The following is a 16082-nucleotide window of genomic DNA, read 5'->3' on the forward strand; positions in this document are numbered from 1 at the left end:
GTATGGTTAAAAAGAGTATCCTTGTTGTTGACGATGAAGAAAGCCATAGAATGATGCTTGGTGCCCACCTGAAGGGGGAAGGCTTTGAACTGGTGGAGGCGTCGGATGGCAAGGAAGCCGTAGATAGAGTCTCTGAAAGGTTTTTTGATCTTGTCCTTATGGATGTACGAATGCCAAAGATGGATGGGATAGATGCTCTCAAACAGATAAGACAGATAAACCCCACCATCCCTGTTCTCATAATGACAGCATACGGCTCCATCAATTCAGCGGTGCAGGCACTCAAATCAGGTGCTGAGGACTATCTTACTAAACCACTGGATATGGATGAACTCATTATCAAGGTTAATAAGGTTCTTCGTTACAGGCAACTGGAAGAGGAAAACTTATTGAATAGAGAAAGGCTTGGAATAAGATTCGACTTCTCCAGCATTATCGGTAACAGCCCAAAGATGAAAGAGCTTTTCGAAACCCTCTCCATGGTTTCGCCGACAAATGCTACTGTACTTCTCCTTGGAGAGAGTGGGACGGGCAAAGAGATTGTGGCCAACGCTATTCATCAGAACAGCCCTAAAAAGGAGAATCCATATATCAAGGTCAACTGTGCAGCACTTCCAGAAACACTTCTTGAGAGTGAACTCTTCGGTCATGAAAAGGGGGCATTTACTGGTGCTATATACAAAAAAAAGGGAAGATTCGAACTTGCCGACGGTGGAACGATATTTCTTGATGAAATAGGAGAGATGTCCATTCCAACCCAGGCTAAGATTCTCAGAGTCCTTCAGGAGAGGGAATTCGAGGCAGTAGGGGGAACCAGGACAATCCAGGTGAACGTCAGGATCATTACAGCCACCAACAAGGATCTCGAGGAAGAGGTTAAAAAGAGAAAGTTCCGAGAAGATCTCTACTACAGGCTCAATGTTGTACCCATTACTATACCACCACTCAGGGAGAGAAAAGAGGACATCCCAATCCTTGCAGAGCATTTTCTTTGTATATACAATGAAAAGAACAAAAGAAGTATAAGAGGATTTGAACCAAGAGTAATTGATGTATTAATTCGTTACACATGGCCTGGAAATGTCAGGGAGCTTGAGAACATCGTGGAAAGGATGGTAATCATGTGTAGAGGGGAGATAATCTCCCTGAACGATCTTCCCTCCGCTATCGGTGGGTCTCAGCAGGAAGAAGAACAGTCTGAAATTATCATGGGTCATACTCTTCGAGATACAGAGAGGGAGGTTATACGGAGGACACTTGAAAAGACAGGTGGAAACAGAACAAAAGCATCTGCTATCCTTGGAATAACAAGAAAGACACTACAAAATAAGATAAAAGAATACGGGTTAGAGATATAGTTGCATTCCGTATCCGTATAAAAACTACTCAATCTTTCCCATCTACGAATGCTCCTATGTGAAAAAATTATGCAATAGGGGTCTTCAGCGTATAAATTCCCCTTATCTTAATCTTCTAAAAAATATTTTAAATTCAATAGGTTATATAATTTCTCACATCTTTTTCTCCTTGTGGCACAGCCATTGCATTTACCTTATTACAAATATTACAAAAAATATAAAGAAAGGAGGTGTCAGACATGAAGAAGGGATTGGCTTTATTGGTCGTATTGGCTGTGGTATTAGGAATATGGATGGGGGGCGTTGCATTTGCCCGTGGTGGTTATGGGGGGCGCATGAACATGATGTGCCCTGGTTATGGTGGCAATAATGGCCGCATGATGGGTCCAGGCTATGGTGGCTACGGGGGCAATATGATAGTCCCGGGTTACGGTGGCTATTGCCGGAACGCTCCTGGTACCTATGGAGAGACTAAAGCCATAACTGAGAAAGAAGCAAAGTCTATTCTCGGTAATTATGTCGGTACAAACCCCAATCTCAAGGTGGGAAAAATCACTGATAAAGATACCTACTTTGAGGCAGAGATCCGTACAAAAGAGGATTCTCTGGTAGCTAAGCTTGCCATTGACAAAACAACTGGATGGGTCCGACCTCTCTACTAAGATAGGGCAAAAGGTCAGGGGACAACCCCTGACCTCTATCTTGAAATTCTACGTATACAAACTCACTTTCCATCATCAACGCGTTCTTTGACCCTTCCTGGAGTCGGGGGAGCCTCTTCACTAAGAAATTCTTTATAATTATGGGGTGATAATTTTATAAAAGCACCTGGAACATCCTCAATAAGAAAACTTTTATAATTCTGAGGCGAGAATTTTATAAATTTATAGGGTATGGCAACGGGTTCCCGTCCCGTGGGAAGGGTACGATAGGTAAGAACCCAGACTGCCCCCGTTGTTGTATTAACGAGGTAGGCATTGTCATCTTTGCCAGGAACAATCTGATATGTTCCAATTTCAGCGGCAAAGGATACAGTACAGAGAAAAAACACAATAAGACATACCAATAGAATCCGCCCCCCTCTATATCGCATCACTAAACCCTCCTTAGTTTAAAAATAAAGTTTGATGGCTTCGTAAAAAGTCCATCTGTCCGCCTCTGGCGGATTACTTTGCCATCCCAATTTTGACTTTTTACGAGTTCGTCAAGTTTGTATTTGGGAAATCATATCCCTCTATTTTCTCATGATGGTTACTTCTTCGCTGGGCTCACTTTCAAGACCGTCCTTATCAACAGAGATAACGACATATGCCTTTTCCTTCCCCTTCGGAAGACTTTCCCCGGTAAAACCTGGTATTTTAACGGTGGCAATCTTTGCGAGTCCTAAAAACCGTTTTTCGTAAATATCATAATGTGAAATGTCAGGTTCGCTCCCAGGGTTCCAGTTGAGTACGACCTTTCCCTTAGTCAGGTTGCCGTTAAGTCCCTCAGGACGTTTCGGTTTAGGTTTAGTCTGAACACTGATGGTTTCCGAAAAATCACTTAGCAGTGCATCCCTGTCTTCTGCCTGGATACGGTAACGATAACCACAGCCATCTTTGAGACCCTTATCAATGTATGCGGTTTCACTACGAATATCCGCAATGCGGGTAAATTCTTCCTTCTCAGGACCAGCGCGCCAGACATGATAAACGACGATATCGTTTTCTGGATTTGATAGCCAGGCAAGAGGCACCTCCTTTACTTTCCCTTCTTCTCCTTTAAGTCCTGATGGTTTCGTCGGTCTAGCCTTTGTCGTGGCAAAGGCTGTTTCAGAAAAATCACTCTCCACATCCACCTTGTTGAAGGATCTGATTATGTAATAATAAGTGGTGTTATCATCGAGCTTTTCTTCCCCTCCCCCGTCGTGGGTAAACTTATTAGTCGTCCGTCCCTTTAATCTTGAGAGCAACATATATTTACCTACCTTTTCTCTGGACCAGTAGATCTTGTAACCCTCAATGTCTTCATTGGAACTCGCCGTCCACGTAAGTTCCACCTTTTTTACCATGCCACTTACAGCTTTTACCCCCTCCGGAGCAGGTGGTTTACCCTTTGTTACGGCTGATACCGCCACTGATGGTGACGTTTCCCTATCCTCATCCTCAAAAGCAGTAATTCTATAGTAATAGGAAAGATTATCGCCAAGTTCTTCCCTATCATTATACTCCATCTTCTCCCTGGTACCGGTACCTGAAATGTTAGAAACCTCAACTTTCTTAATCTTGGTAAAATTTCCGGTTTCTCCAGTGCTTCGATAGATGTAGTATCCCTTGACGAAAGGAGAATCAACAGGAACCCACGTCAGTTTAGCTTCCCTTATCATTCCGTGGGCGGAGACACCACTGACAACCGATGTGGTTGTAGCCTTAACAGAGCTGGAAAATTCACTTTCCAAACTCTTTTCATTATATGCCGTCAGTTTATAGTAATAGCCTTCCCCATCGCCGAGTCCCCGATCTACACGGACCACCTTAAGCAACTTGTCGAGAGTAGTTGTGACATTTACACCAATACCCAGATCCCGGCCGAGGATATTGACCACCTCTTTGTATGGACCATCTTCTGCTTTTGCCCGATAGAGTTTATACCCCTTCAATTCCAGGGGATCATCGCTCTTTGCTGGATTGGGGGACCATGTCAACTCAACACTCTTTATGTGGCCTATTGCCTTTAAAATAACAGGGGGGTTAGGAACAGGGACTGTCTCAGCACGAATAACTGATGAAAAATTACTGCGAAGCCCACTACTAGCAGATGCCCTGACCTGATAATAATAAGTGGTATTCTTCTCTAAATTCCGATCAAGATACTCTGGTTGTGCTACCTGAGAAATCCAGGCAAAAGGACCGGATTCGGAAGTACTGCGAAACACCTCATAACTGACGGCAGTGTTACCGGGTGCATTTTCCCAGCTCAAATATATGCTCCTGCTACCCGATCGTTTCTGTATATTAGTGGGGCCTCCCCAAGTAGGCGTAGGCTTTTCTTCACTCACTTTTTTGGTATAGGCATCTGCTATTGCTTTGCTGATCAAGGTACTCAGCCTTTTGATTTCACCCCCCAGAGCTGTATCACCGAAGGATACCAACTGGGTATCAAAAATAGACGTCTTCTGTTTGATATGAATAGCCTTACAGTTGACCACAATTGTAGCTCCCTTTTTTTCAACGTTGCCGACAACTATGACGTCAACCCCCAGTTGTGTACCGATATTAACCACATTTGCCGGATTATCATCCTGCTGGAGATCATGGAGGTTCAAAAAAGCCTCAAGCTCCCTACGGCCAATCATGATCAGTTCACCTTTCTCTTTAAGGGAATCTATAAGCAGATTGGTAACCGAGGTACCATAACCCGAAGCCTCCATATTTACAGTTCTGAAGTTAAAAACAGCAATCTTGGCCTGCAGGGGAGTATCGGCTAAGACAATGACTGGATAAAATATCAGTATCATCAAAAAAATCAAGCACCACTTTTTGCCCATTCTCTCCTCCATCCTAAATCTACTGGATAATTATTAGTTAATTATTTAATCATTTTGAACAAGTTCGACAATCATGTCCATGGACTTCTGGGAAATCGGAGTGGATATGCCCTTTAATTTTTCATCAAAAATGGCATCTGTAAATCTTTCAATGGAAAGTTCCGGATTCCGTCGTTTCTGGTATTGCTGACCCTGGTTAAAGTACTCAACCTCAAGGCTCTGAAAATTCTTGAGGATAGTCTGCCCCATCACCGACACCTTCTCGTTGGTTAATTCATCCATTACCTCTACCTCTGTCGGAAGCTCTAACGGGTCATAGGGGATACCGGCAGCCGGTACGGCATCCTGGTATTTATCCTCCTTAAACATCTTTCCCGAGATTGTATTGGTAAAAATGTTCTCTCCTGTAAGGGTATCCACAAGCTTATAGGAGACCTCTATTATGGAGCTGATTTTTGTTGTTCCCTGCCTGTAGGAAATGAATTGATAAATCTTCTTCTTAATCGTAGGAGGAGGAGCGGACTTAAGCTGTTCTGGGGTTGGCCTTGGATTTGCCATGCTCCATAATAAGAATTGCTGATTGGGTTCATCTGTTTCGTCAACAAGGGCTTTAACCTGACTGATACTTGGGGTATCAGTTTTCGTAGCCGCGAAGTGGAGAACATCACCCATAATAAATGTATCAATCCCTCTCATCTTTGCGGTTTGTGCCGCCTTGATGTCAACGAGACCGGTTTGTCCGAGCTGCATTTCCCTTAAAATAGACTGCAGATTTTCACGCTCGATGATACGCAGATCACCACTGGCGTTCCTGTGTAGGTAAGCAATCAGTTTGTTTGCCGCTATTTTACCTGCATCTCTATCGTTACTGGGACTGCTAAAATCAAAAACGGCGATGGACTTTCTAATACGCTTGTTAATCTGGTCTTTAACCTCGAGGGTCCTTTGAAACAGCCCCGGGTAATTACGATTCAATGCCTCAGCTCTCTGCAGCCAGACCAAGCTATTGCCCCACATCTCACGCCCGGAAAATTTTTCTGCCCTCTCCATCAGCTTTGCACAAAAGTTGTTAACAAATTCTCTATAAATAGGACTGTCTAATAGAGAAGGTGAAGATGCAGCGGCAAGTTCTAATCTTTTGAATGCCTTATAAAACTTGCTCTGACTGACCAATCTGGTAGCTTCCTGAAAATATATCTGCCCCACATGTATTTTAATGTCCTCCAGCTTTTTCACAATATCACGATTGTCAGGCTGGTATTTGCTTGCCTTTTCGAGTAGCCGAATAGCCCTTTCCCAGTCCTGTCCCTGCCTTGCTTTTTCACCTTCACTAACGTAATAATCAACATTATCCCTTGACATAGCATCCTTATGCAGTTTGGCCACATCCAGGTAATTAGGATTAATATCCATAGCAGACTTAAAAGCCTGGACCGCCAACCCCCATTCTTCCTGTTTACTGAAGGCTAAACCTCGCTGATATAACATCCTTGTCCCTTCTTGCTCCGCTTTGAGGAGTCTATTGTCTGCATTTTCATAGCTGGCAGAAATCTTAACTATCTGTCTTAATTTTACCACGGCAGCCATCCAATCTTCCTTTTGCATGTCCAATTCTGCCTGGCTGGACAACGACTTAAGATTATTCATAAGGGTACCGATCTTTCCTCTGATATCACTGTCTAAAGCCTTAATAGTGCTGTTTCCAGGATCCAGGTTATAGGCAAGACCAGCTTCCTTCGCTACCTGCTCGAGCACAGAGAGGTTCCCCTCAGGAGCAGAAGCAAGTATCTGTTTTGCCTTCTCATAACGGACCTTAGCCGCCTCCCGCTTTGTCCGGTTCAGTGCATCTATGTACTCCTGCTTGTTGGGATCCTCCTTCACTGCCTGCTCAAAAAAAGGAATTGCTTCTTCCCAGCGGTTCGCCTGAATCAACTCCTGTCCTGTTTTGTAACTCTCGGTTACGGCACAGGCAGAAACAAGAACCAGGATAAATAAAGCGATTAGAATCATCGGATAATTTCTTGGCTTAATCATTAGATACCTCCCTTAATATTTATAAAATTTTTGGCAAAGCGATCATCCTTAAGTATAGATTGAATCTGTCAAATACTGATAGGTACGTTGCCCTCAATGTAAGAGCATCGCTTCAATCTGGTTTTGGGTTATCTTTACTATCTTAACTTTCCCGCCATTTACGTTAATTGCCGCAATATCATCGGCTAAGCCCTGAGTGTTTCCCTTAATTTCTAAATCCAGGTCAACCCTTCCCTGAACATAAGAACGCTGGTACATCTCTTTGAACCCCTTCACTGCCATCGACAGAAGATTCTTGAACCGCATTAAATCCTCGTAGGAATCAATGCCTGACACTAATAGTTTGACTGTAACTGTATTTGTTAGCTCAGAAGACCAGCGATCCAGTGTCTCTTCCATCATTTTCTTTGCCAGTTTTACAACTACTTCTTCCGTTATCAGTTTAAAATCCCCCTTCATACCTGGTGCCGATTTGCTTTCACTATCCGTCGAGATTATCTCTCCCGTATCACCATTCATGACCTTAACAGAAACAGTAACCTTGTTTGAGCTCACTTCAACACCAGCCACTGTAAAGGAGTTAACTGCGGCATCAACACTGCCGATAATCACGACCTCTGCACCGAACTGATGGCTCATCTCAGCCAGCATCTTCTGATCCCCGGTAAGGGTTTGGAGATGTTCGTACTTCCTGTTCTTTCTGACAACCTCAGCATCAACGAGTTTAAATCCCTTAGACATAAAATATCTGGCCATTGCCGCTTCAGCAATTGCATCCTTTTGGGCTTGCCCACCGAAAATAATCATCAGGCGTGGTTTGGACTTTTTCATCATAATAAGATTGATAGCTTCCATGCGATCCTTCAGCTTTCCCTTCCCAACATCGGCTTCAATAGTGACCCTGTACATATCGCCTTCTCTCTTTTCCGAGGTAACCCTGTAAGTATTGATAAAACCTCTGGATTCAGAAAGAATCTGGTCGAGTTTTAATTGGAAATTCTCGACTTCTGTACTACTCGTAATCATAACGCCCACAACTCTTTCTACTGCACTACGCTGGGCATTGTCAATAGCCTTGTCTCTGGCGATATCCACTAAATTACTATGAATGGCTGCCATACCTTCTGCGAGAATCTTCTCCTGAGCAGGGGCAGTGCCGTACATAAACCCCAAACCAATTAAAATAATAAAAAAAACTGTTTTCTTCATTACTGTCTCCATAGGGTTTTCCCCCCATTTTAGAAGGATTCTGGTGCCCGCAACCTCAATATGCATTAGGATATCCCCCCCCCAAGTATACGGTTAGATTAGTAGGAATTTTAGATTATGTATGGTATAAAGTCAAATAAATTGTAACTAACTCAGGGGTTTGTTGACGAATTAGGGTGCACCGCCTTAGCATTATTTAGCATAGCTGTTATTTCTCGATATTCTGCATCAGTGCCATCATAATCATAAGTTGCATCTTCGCCTATCATGGGTATAATTGTAAATCTGCCCTGAAAAAACTGTGAAGTGATGTTTTCGCATTCTTTTATACTCAGATCCCTTCTAATGAAGTATTTTGTATATACATTTGAATATCCCAGGTTATGAGTGATCCTGAATAATTCCATCTGAACTTTTGGATTGAGCGATTTGCGAAGACTATATGCGGTATTTATGTTATTCACATTTATAAGGTTTGGGTTTGCAAATACTAGAGAAGAAAACCTGAACCCCTGCCTGCCGTATTCATCTTTTATATTAGAGACTTGATAAGTTGTGTCATTAATAAGATTGAGAGGTCTTCTGCCAAGCTTATCCTGATTTTCCCCAATAAATACAGCAGGAAATATTGCAGCGGAATGATGCTGGTAATCTTGCGCGATATGGAGAAAGTATTCGATAAACTCCTTTGTAGTTAGCGGCGAATCGGAGGCAACAAATAATGCATGCTTTTTGTGATTGTAAGCAGCACTGGCAGCGTATCCTTTGATTATGTTTCCTGCAAAAGAATTATGCTTGACCTTTTTAGGTGTTACCCTAAAACGCTTAATTGCATGATGAGGAATTTTAGAATTCTGGTTTTCAATTCGGAACGGTTTGGCGAATTTCCCGAGAAATTTACCAAGCCGTTGCTCAAGAAGCATCTTATGTCCTACAATGACTATCTCATCAATTAAGTCACTGTCAAAAAGCTTTTCAAGTATGAACTGAATCACAGGTTTGTTTATTTCATGCCCATCCTGAACAATCTTAAATTCCCTTAAAGGTTTGTATCCTGCCTCTATGAACTTTTCACCGTAATGTTCTGCAACTATTCTGCTATACTTTTTTACTGTCCGCTTGTTGTTGTATCCGGCCATTAATATGGCACTAACCATTTTATCACCTTATTAGGTAAGAGATAGTAGAGGGGCTTGCAGATAAACAACGATTGTATTTCAAACAGCATGCCCATTATATGGCGAGTGAGGGATAGGGTATTGTTTATCGACGATAAAGGCAACGATAAGATATTGGAGTGTTAAGTTATTTTGTCAATTCGTCTCTCTTTTTATTCCAGAGAACCCAATCACTTATATCTTCTTCTCGCGAGAAAGAGACAGGTTTCAAGGCTTTACCCTCAGGGGTAATCACGATCTGTTGCATTTCTTTTACTATGTGTTCCCACTCCTTCAAGGTAACTTCACGAGGTCCGCGAACCTCTTTTGGCCCCGGGACTTCCTTGGGTGCACCTATTTCAAATACAGGTTTAGGAATCTCTTTTGGCGGACTTGTCACATATACATTCCCACCGTAAACTCTAATCAACACGGATTTATCTTTGCTAACGTCCATTCTATAGATAGTACCCTTAACCCCTGCTACAGCATTTTCACTGGAAATCTCAAATCTTTTTCCTTTTCCTAGAAATCCTTTAGCATTAGCCCAGGTTCTGCCCAGAAACAGTTTAACACTGAAATTTTTATCTCCGCTTTCCCTGTCATAACCCAGGTCACTAACCGTAAAGCTTGTATTATCTGCGAATCGAACAAAGCTTCCATCCGGCAGTTTTATCTCTATTAAGGTTTTTTCACCTGTATTTATCCTATCCTCTTTATGGAGGAGATTATGCACCTTCAATGGGGTCCCTTTTGCTTCCCCTTTTGGCAAAACATATGCCTTCCCCTGGAGGAAGGTAACAACAGCCTGGTCTTTAGGGGATTTTACCTCTTTAGAAAAGGAAACGGCGGCAAGAAAAAAAGTTAGTCCTATTAAACAGATTGCAGATTTACATATTTTCATAGGCGATCTCTCTTAGAGTAGTTTCATTTATGTTTATTATCTATTCAATTTTTTTAATGTTACCTCTATTGTTTGAAGCGACTTACTGGAATAAACATCCCGGCTATAGGGAGCATAACCCTCTTTTTTTATCTCTATCTTGTGGGTTCCACTGCTTAGCTTTATATAGCCAGGGTTGCCATCATATCTGTTTGCCTCTCCCATGGAAGCTCCGTCTACAAAAACCTCTGCATCACTGGGATTACAGACGACCCTTATTGCTCCTTCATTGCCTACACCTATAGTGGCTTCCTTCGGAGTACCACACCCCATCAGGATAATAATGAAAAGCAGAGAAAACAGTATAGTATTCTTCATCATAAACTCCTCGTTCATAGTAATTGTAAATACTAAACCCTAAACTTAGTGTCGGTGTCAGGAATCAGTGTCGATATAAGGGTACAAAGCCTCGCTTGCATCACTGCACCTTAAGTTTAACCACATCATTGACAGTTAATCCTGTGCCTGATTTAATAGTAGCCTTGGTTAGATTGGCATCAACGTAACCTGTAACAAGCAATTCAGCCTTTAACGGGCCTTCTTCCCTGCCCAATAAGACATGGGTCTGGGGGTCATATATCTCTTCGCCAAGCGAGTAAACCATCAGGATATTTCCTATCTCTAGTCCCACATCCTTGCCTGCATTTATATATACGGTTGAGCCACTCACCTTAGCAATCCTTCCGCTCCACTCTGTTGATTGTAACTGCTGGATAAGATTGTCCATAAATTTAGTAATGGCAGCCCTTAATGCATTTTGTCCCATGGTTTCATCATAACCGCCGCGCTGTCCAAACCCCAATATCTCGGATATCTTCTTTTCGAAAACACCAGAGCCAGAGTCAGCAAAGAGTACCTGCCCTGTAGTGGTATCCACTACCCTGACATCCACAGTACACTCCGCCTTCTGTATCTTCTGTTTGTAAACTCCGTAATCCTTTCCCTCTGTCTTGACACCAAATTGAGATATAGAGCCTGTTACGATAGCATTAAGCCCCAGTATCTTACCTGCTTCAGCAGCCGTAGCAGGATTAATTACACCTGATTGACCTAAAGCCTGTTCTCCAAGGATTTTCTGTAATTGAGCACGTTCAACCACAATAAATGCCCCTGTTTTAAAGAGTTCGGTTGTCAGGATATCAGATGCTGAAGACCCTAATCTTCCTTTACCATAAGTTGTCTTGTTCTCAAAATCCACTATTCCTACTCTCTTCTTGGGTCCTTTGGAGACAATCTTGGGTGCTTCTTTTTCAACTGCCTTTTCCGAAGGAGCAGCTTTTGTTACCGTTGGTATGCCGGCACAGACGAGAGTAAACAAAAATGATATAATAAGACCTGCCCTCATTTTCTTGCTTAACATTAGTTAATCCTCCTGTTAATTTAACTTGATAATTCCCTGTAGCTTGCTATAGGGTTTCAATAGTCATTCCTGCGAAAGCAAGAATCCAGAAAACTAAAAGACTAGATTCTGTGCCCGCCCCGTACTCGATACGGGGTCAAGCACAGAATGACAGAATACAGAATGGCGAAAATTTATAATATTTTGTAAAGACATTAAGGGGTTAAACAACCACCCTTTGCAGGTGGAATATACTTGGGCCCAGGGGGTAATGTAGATAATGCCGTATTGATTACAGTCTGGACATAGGGATCATATCTCTTTAAGGCAGCAAAACCCACATTCTCTATTAAGGAGTCCCTATCCAACCCAAATTTCCTTTCAGCAACCATATGCTCCGATTCCCAGAGTTGTTCCCCTGTTTTGGTATCTATGAGTTGAAATTTAGCCCCCACTTTAACTGAGGCATAGACCACCAGGTAAGTAGTACTCCACTCTGTTACTGTACCATATAGCACTGCATCAACATTGAGGAGCTTTCCTATTTCCTGGGGGGTCATGGAATTAAGCTGACCTGCGTCCCTTATATCCTTTTCAGCAAGTTTTGAATCAATTTCAGTAATAGGAGGGGATACGTAACCTTTATAGGAAATAATATTAAAGAGCTTTGGCCTGAATAGCTGGGGTGCATCCATGTCTACGGTTTCATTTTGGACGGGGACTACAGCAACTGATGTTGGAGTCTTGGATTTATAGTCAGGAACTAAGGTATGAGGGATCCCAGGTATACAACCACTGGAGATAAGGATAAGCGTAACCCCGATAAGGATAAGTTTTAAATGTTTCATGTATATCTCCTTTCAACAGAGACTATCGATTTTTAGGTAGAATGGTCAGGTCAAGAGAATTCTGGGAAAGAGAGTTTATATTAATTGAAAAATTCTGGAAGTTCTTAGTTGTCAATTCATCAGCAAGAGACTGGGAGTCGCCCTTTATATCTATGTCGATCTTGGCTACCCCAGCGTTTATACTCCGCTGATAGACTCCTTTAACACCACGAACCTGTTCTTGCAATACGTTCTTGAATTTCATAAAATCGTGATAGCTGGAGATTCCGTTTATAGTCAGCTGAACCATAGTAGTTCCACTAATCTCTTTGCCCCATGTAGTTATGATCTGATCTATGAGTTTAGAAGCCAAATCAGATGCTGCCTTTTTGAGGGCATTAGATCCCCCTGTAACCTCATCTATGTGAACTGCTGCCCCATGAGTGTTTGCAGACGCAATGATTGCTCCGTTATCAGTACGGATAGCCCGTGCCGACATATTCGCCTGGGCTGATTTCATAGAGGTGCCCATGACACTTCCTACAAGTTTTGCCAATGCCTTGCCAACTATTACCACCTCAGCATCGTACTGATTACCAAGAGAGACAGCCGTATTATCATCCAGATTTGCTACCTTGTATGGTTTCCCTATCTTTATATCCCTGGCCTTGGCTGCATGGTCAACAACATTAAAATCCTTCTCCCTGAATTTTTCAACCAGGACGCTCTCGGTAATCGATAGGTTTGTTTCAGATGCCTGATGCCCCCACCAGAAGCTGAGGTATTGTTGACCGATATTCTGCTCAGCAATCAGGACCATGACCCTGGGTTTATGCTTTCTTGCCATCAAAAGACCTATGGCAGCCAGGTCATTCTTCAGGTTCCCCAGAGTCACTGTTGCCTCTAAAGTAACCTTATAGATATTTTCTGCCGGGGCTTCTGATATAATTTTGTATTGCTGTACATATCCTTCAGTTTTAGTATAAATACGGTCGCTTAGAAGTTGAAAGTTTTCAACCATGGTCTCTGAGGAGACAAGAGTCCCCACAGCTTGTTCTACCGCTTTTCTAAGGGCATCTTCGATAGCGTTATCCCTGGCTATAGCCTTGTCATTATTTACAATTGCTCCTACCCCCTCAGCCTTGATAACCTGTGATTGAAGAAGTTGCTCTCCATGGGCATAATGGGCTGAAACAAGGATTGTTAAAAAGCAGAGTAGTACCTTACTTAATGTTTTCAAGATATTCCCTCCTTGTATAATATGGGAACGAGAGCTTTGGAAATCCATACAAACTGTCACTTATAAGATTTCTCCTTCCAGTCGAAATGACAAAGTGCGTATTTTTCAAGGTCTTGGAACATATCTTTTCTAGAAGAACCTTAATTCATCCTTGAGTTTCCTTATAATCAGCAGAGCATCAGCCCCGGAAACTGGCTTCATTGGGGCAAATTCGCCAGTAGTCAAATCTACTGCCTCCATAATCCCTCTGGTAGTTGCGACCATTACTGCATTAAAGTAGGGAAGATCGCTCCTCAAATCGGGGAAGGGAGATTTGTTGCCAATGTATTTTGTGGCAAGCTTATCGTCTCCAGTAACCTTTATTAGAATGTCTTCAACCATTATAGCATAAGATGCCCTGGTTATAACATCATCGGGACGATAGGTATGGTCGGGATAAGGTTCCAATCCTTTTACCCCAATATTTAAAACCGTTTGAATATCTGTCCTTAATACATGATTAGAGATGTCTGTAGCAGCTTCAGTCTTTTCAATACGATCGGCTTCAAAGGCTTTTGACGGGGCTTTATAACTGGTATCGAATTTTTTAGGAGATCGTTTTTCATAGAGCTTTTCTAATTTCAGTTCCTGAACGAACAATGCAGCAATATCTGCCCTGGTTATCTTCTCTATCAGGGCTATCTTTTTACCTATCATGCTTCCAGGTGCGGCCCTCTGAATCTTTTGAACCAGCTTCCACTGATTGTCTGCTTCAATCAGATATTTATCATTTATATCCAGGACTTTCTTAAACATTTCTCCTGATTTATCGAAATTATAAGACAGTTTATATGCTTCGCCCATATAGTAATGAGCGGCTGACGATTTAGGGTCTATATCAATCGCATCTTTAAAGGTACTCTCCACTTCATCAATCCAGCCGTCTTTTCTTTCCATGGAGTAAATTCTCATCAGGCCAACCCGGGCGTTGACCTTATCATCATTCGTTTTGGCGAGTTCCCGCCCTTTCTTGGCATTATCAAATGCCTCTTTAAAGTTTCCTTTATAACCATTTACTAAGCCAATGCCTGTATAAGCAGAAGAGAATTTTGGGTCTAACTGGATAGCCAGGTTAAATTCACGTATAGCGTCATCATAATTTTCTTTCTCCAGAAGCTTCATTCCACTAAATACATGGTGTTCTGGAGTATCAAGGGCGCTTACCGCTTTCCTGGCCTGGGGGGCACATGCACCAATAAAAAGCAGGGAGAATATTAAAATAGACGGAAAAATCCAGTTTATGGGCTGTATTGTTTTTATCTTCATCTTTCGCCTCCGACTGATTAGTTATTAAATAATTTAGGTTTGGTATTCAATCGACAACAAACAACACCCGACATTGAGATAAAAAGCTGAGGTTTTTAGAGGTATCTCTCAGGATGTTTGCATCAGAATTTTTGATAACCACGTTACTGTTCCCCCGCCCTTCAGTTTTTATCCCTTTGATTATAATAGGGTTGTTTGTTACTCGGTCATTTTGTCTGGCTGTTCCTATGTCTTTCATATAGCCCACTATTCCCTGCTCGATGGCGAACTCTTTAGACACATAGGCAGAACCGTAAACTTCTTTTCCATCTTCATCAATAACCTTTGGGGACATAGCAGGACGAAGCTCTAAACCTTTTGTATCAATAATCAGTCCGGTATATACTGGACTGCCGGTAGAGGGTACCCTATGTCCACCCATAGGAGGCAATAGAGCTTCAGCAAAGGAACCAGTAATGGGAACTTCTATAACAACCTCCACGCCACCGTCGGAAAAATACTTTTTGTCAACTACCCTAGCTCCCCGAACAAAGCCTTCAACCTTAGCCTGTATTACGTCACTTTGAGTCATGGCATTTACCACCGTGGTTTCTGAATCGATTCTTACACCCTTAACGGTTTCAAGAAGGTTTCTTAAGGCATCTACCTTGGCAGCCCTTTCTGCCCCCAACCTTGCAACTGCTATGTTGGGTGCAGACGGATTCGGAGCTCCACTTCCGGTGGCCCTTATTACATTCTGAGTCCAGTTAACCTCACCCTGACCCATAGTTTCAATAACTTGATCTGTACTACCTCCAAACACTCCCCAAGAAGTAAAGAAGATGAGTAGAAAAGATAATGATACGCTCACCATGATTGCCTTTATTTTCATTTTAACCTCCTCTTACAATATGTGGTTTAATCATGAGTCTCTTGGTTAAAAAATCTTAATCTGGAATGCCTTAAGCCCTATGAGAACCCTATAAGGGCTTATATTCTATAATAGATTCGGTGTTTGTCAAGCAAAAAACAGTGCCGTGTCAGAAACAAATAAACTGTCCTGTATTGTAGCACATAATCTGTCCGGTTTACAATGGTCACCAGTGGAGGTGACGTATGGGACGGACAGAGATATTACAGGAGGTTCGGAAGATGCGATTTGAAG

At 42.3% G+C, this 16082-nt stretch carries 14 protein-coding genes; 2 read left to right on the forward strand and 12 right to left on the reverse strand.

What is annotated here, in order from left to right; genetic code table 11:
- Nucleotides 1-2: 2 nt before the first annotated feature.
- Nucleotides 3-1358 (forward strand): sigma-54 dependent transcriptional regulator, encoded by a 1356-nt coding sequence (locus tag AB1401_13540; protein ID MEW6616473.1) that lies wholly within the window; start codon nucleotides 3-5, stop codon nucleotides 1356-1358.
- Nucleotides 1359-1597: 239 nt separating this feature from the next.
- A complete protein-coding gene (locus tag AB1401_13545; GenBank protein ID MEW6616474.1) occupies nucleotides 1598-2020 on the forward strand; it encodes a hypothetical protein in 423 nt (140 codons plus the stop codon).
- A gap of 62 nt (nucleotides 2021-2082) precedes the next feature.
- Here AB1401_13545 and AB1401_13550 read toward each other — a convergent pair whose 3' ends face one another.
- From AB1401_13550 to AB1401_13605, 12 genes are all read right to left on the reverse strand, one after another.
- Nucleotides 2083-2454 (reverse strand): hypothetical protein, encoded by a 372-nt coding sequence (locus tag AB1401_13550; protein MEW6616475.1) that lies wholly within the window; start codon nucleotides 2452-2454, stop codon nucleotides 2083-2085.
- Between the two features lie 138 nt (nucleotides 2455-2592).
- Nucleotides 2593-4884 (reverse strand): hypothetical protein, encoded by a 2292-nt coding sequence (locus tag AB1401_13555; GenBank protein MEW6616476.1) that lies wholly within the window; start codon nucleotides 4882-4884, stop codon nucleotides 2593-2595.
- A 45-nt stretch (nucleotides 4885-4929) separates the two neighbouring features.
- Entirely contained in the window at nucleotides 4930-6918 is a 1989-nt protein-coding gene (locus AB1401_13560) for a CsgG/HfaB family protein (protein ID MEW6616477.1), read from the reverse strand.
- Nucleotides 6919-7011: 93 nt separating this feature from the next.
- The gene (locus AB1401_13565; protein ID MEW6616478.1) at nucleotides 7012-8193 is read right to left on the reverse strand and encodes a flagellar assembly protein T N-terminal domain-containing protein; all 1182 of its coding nucleotides are present in this window, start codon (nucleotides 8191-8193) and stop codon (nucleotides 7012-7014) included.
- Nucleotides 8194-8279: 86 nt separating this feature from the next.
- A complete protein-coding gene (locus AB1401_13570; protein ID MEW6616479.1) occupies nucleotides 8280-9284 on the reverse strand; it encodes a hypothetical protein in 1005 nt (334 codons plus the stop codon).
- A gap of 148 nt (nucleotides 9285-9432) precedes the next feature.
- Nucleotides 9433-10188, reverse strand: coding sequence for a FecR family protein (locus tag AB1401_13575; GenBank protein ID MEW6616480.1), 756 nt, complete (start codon nucleotides 10186-10188; stop codon nucleotides 9433-9435).
- Between the two features lie 36 nt (nucleotides 10189-10224).
- Entirely contained in the window at nucleotides 10225-10548 is a 324-nt protein-coding gene (locus AB1401_13580; protein MEW6616481.1) for a PEGA domain-containing protein, read from the reverse strand.
- A gap of 97 nt (nucleotides 10549-10645) precedes the next feature.
- Nucleotides 10646-11587 (reverse strand): CsgG/HfaB family protein, encoded by a 942-nt coding sequence (locus tag AB1401_13585; protein MEW6616482.1) that lies wholly within the window; start codon nucleotides 11585-11587, stop codon nucleotides 10646-10648.
- Between the two features lie 194 nt (nucleotides 11588-11781).
- Nucleotides 11782-12414 carry a GNA1162 family protein gene (locus AB1401_13590; protein MEW6616483.1) on the reverse strand — a complete coding sequence of 211 codons (633 nt, stop codon included), beginning with the start codon at nucleotides 12412-12414 and terminating at the stop codon, nucleotides 11782-11784.
- Nucleotides 12415-12436: 22 nt separating this feature from the next.
- Nucleotides 12437-13633, reverse strand: coding sequence for a flagellar assembly protein T N-terminal domain-containing protein (locus AB1401_13595; GenBank protein MEW6616484.1), 1197 nt, complete (start codon nucleotides 13631-13633; stop codon nucleotides 12437-12439).
- A 129-nt stretch (nucleotides 13634-13762) separates the two neighbouring features.
- Nucleotides 13763-14938, reverse strand: a complete 1176-nt coding sequence (locus tag AB1401_13600; protein ID MEW6616485.1) for an S-layer homology domain-containing protein — start codon at nucleotides 14936-14938, stop codon at nucleotides 13763-13765.
- Nucleotides 14939-14984: 46 nt separating this feature from the next.
- Nucleotides 14985-15809 carry an LPP20 family lipoprotein gene (locus tag AB1401_13605; GenBank protein MEW6616486.1) on the reverse strand — a complete coding sequence of 275 codons (825 nt, stop codon included), beginning with the start codon at nucleotides 15807-15809 and terminating at the stop codon, nucleotides 14985-14987.
- Between the last annotated feature and the right edge of the window lie 273 nt (nucleotides 15810-16082).

It is taken from the genome of Thermodesulfobacteriota bacterium (assembly GCA_040757775.1).
GTDB lineage: Bacteria > Desulfobacterota > UBA8473 > UBA8473 > UBA8473 > UBA8473.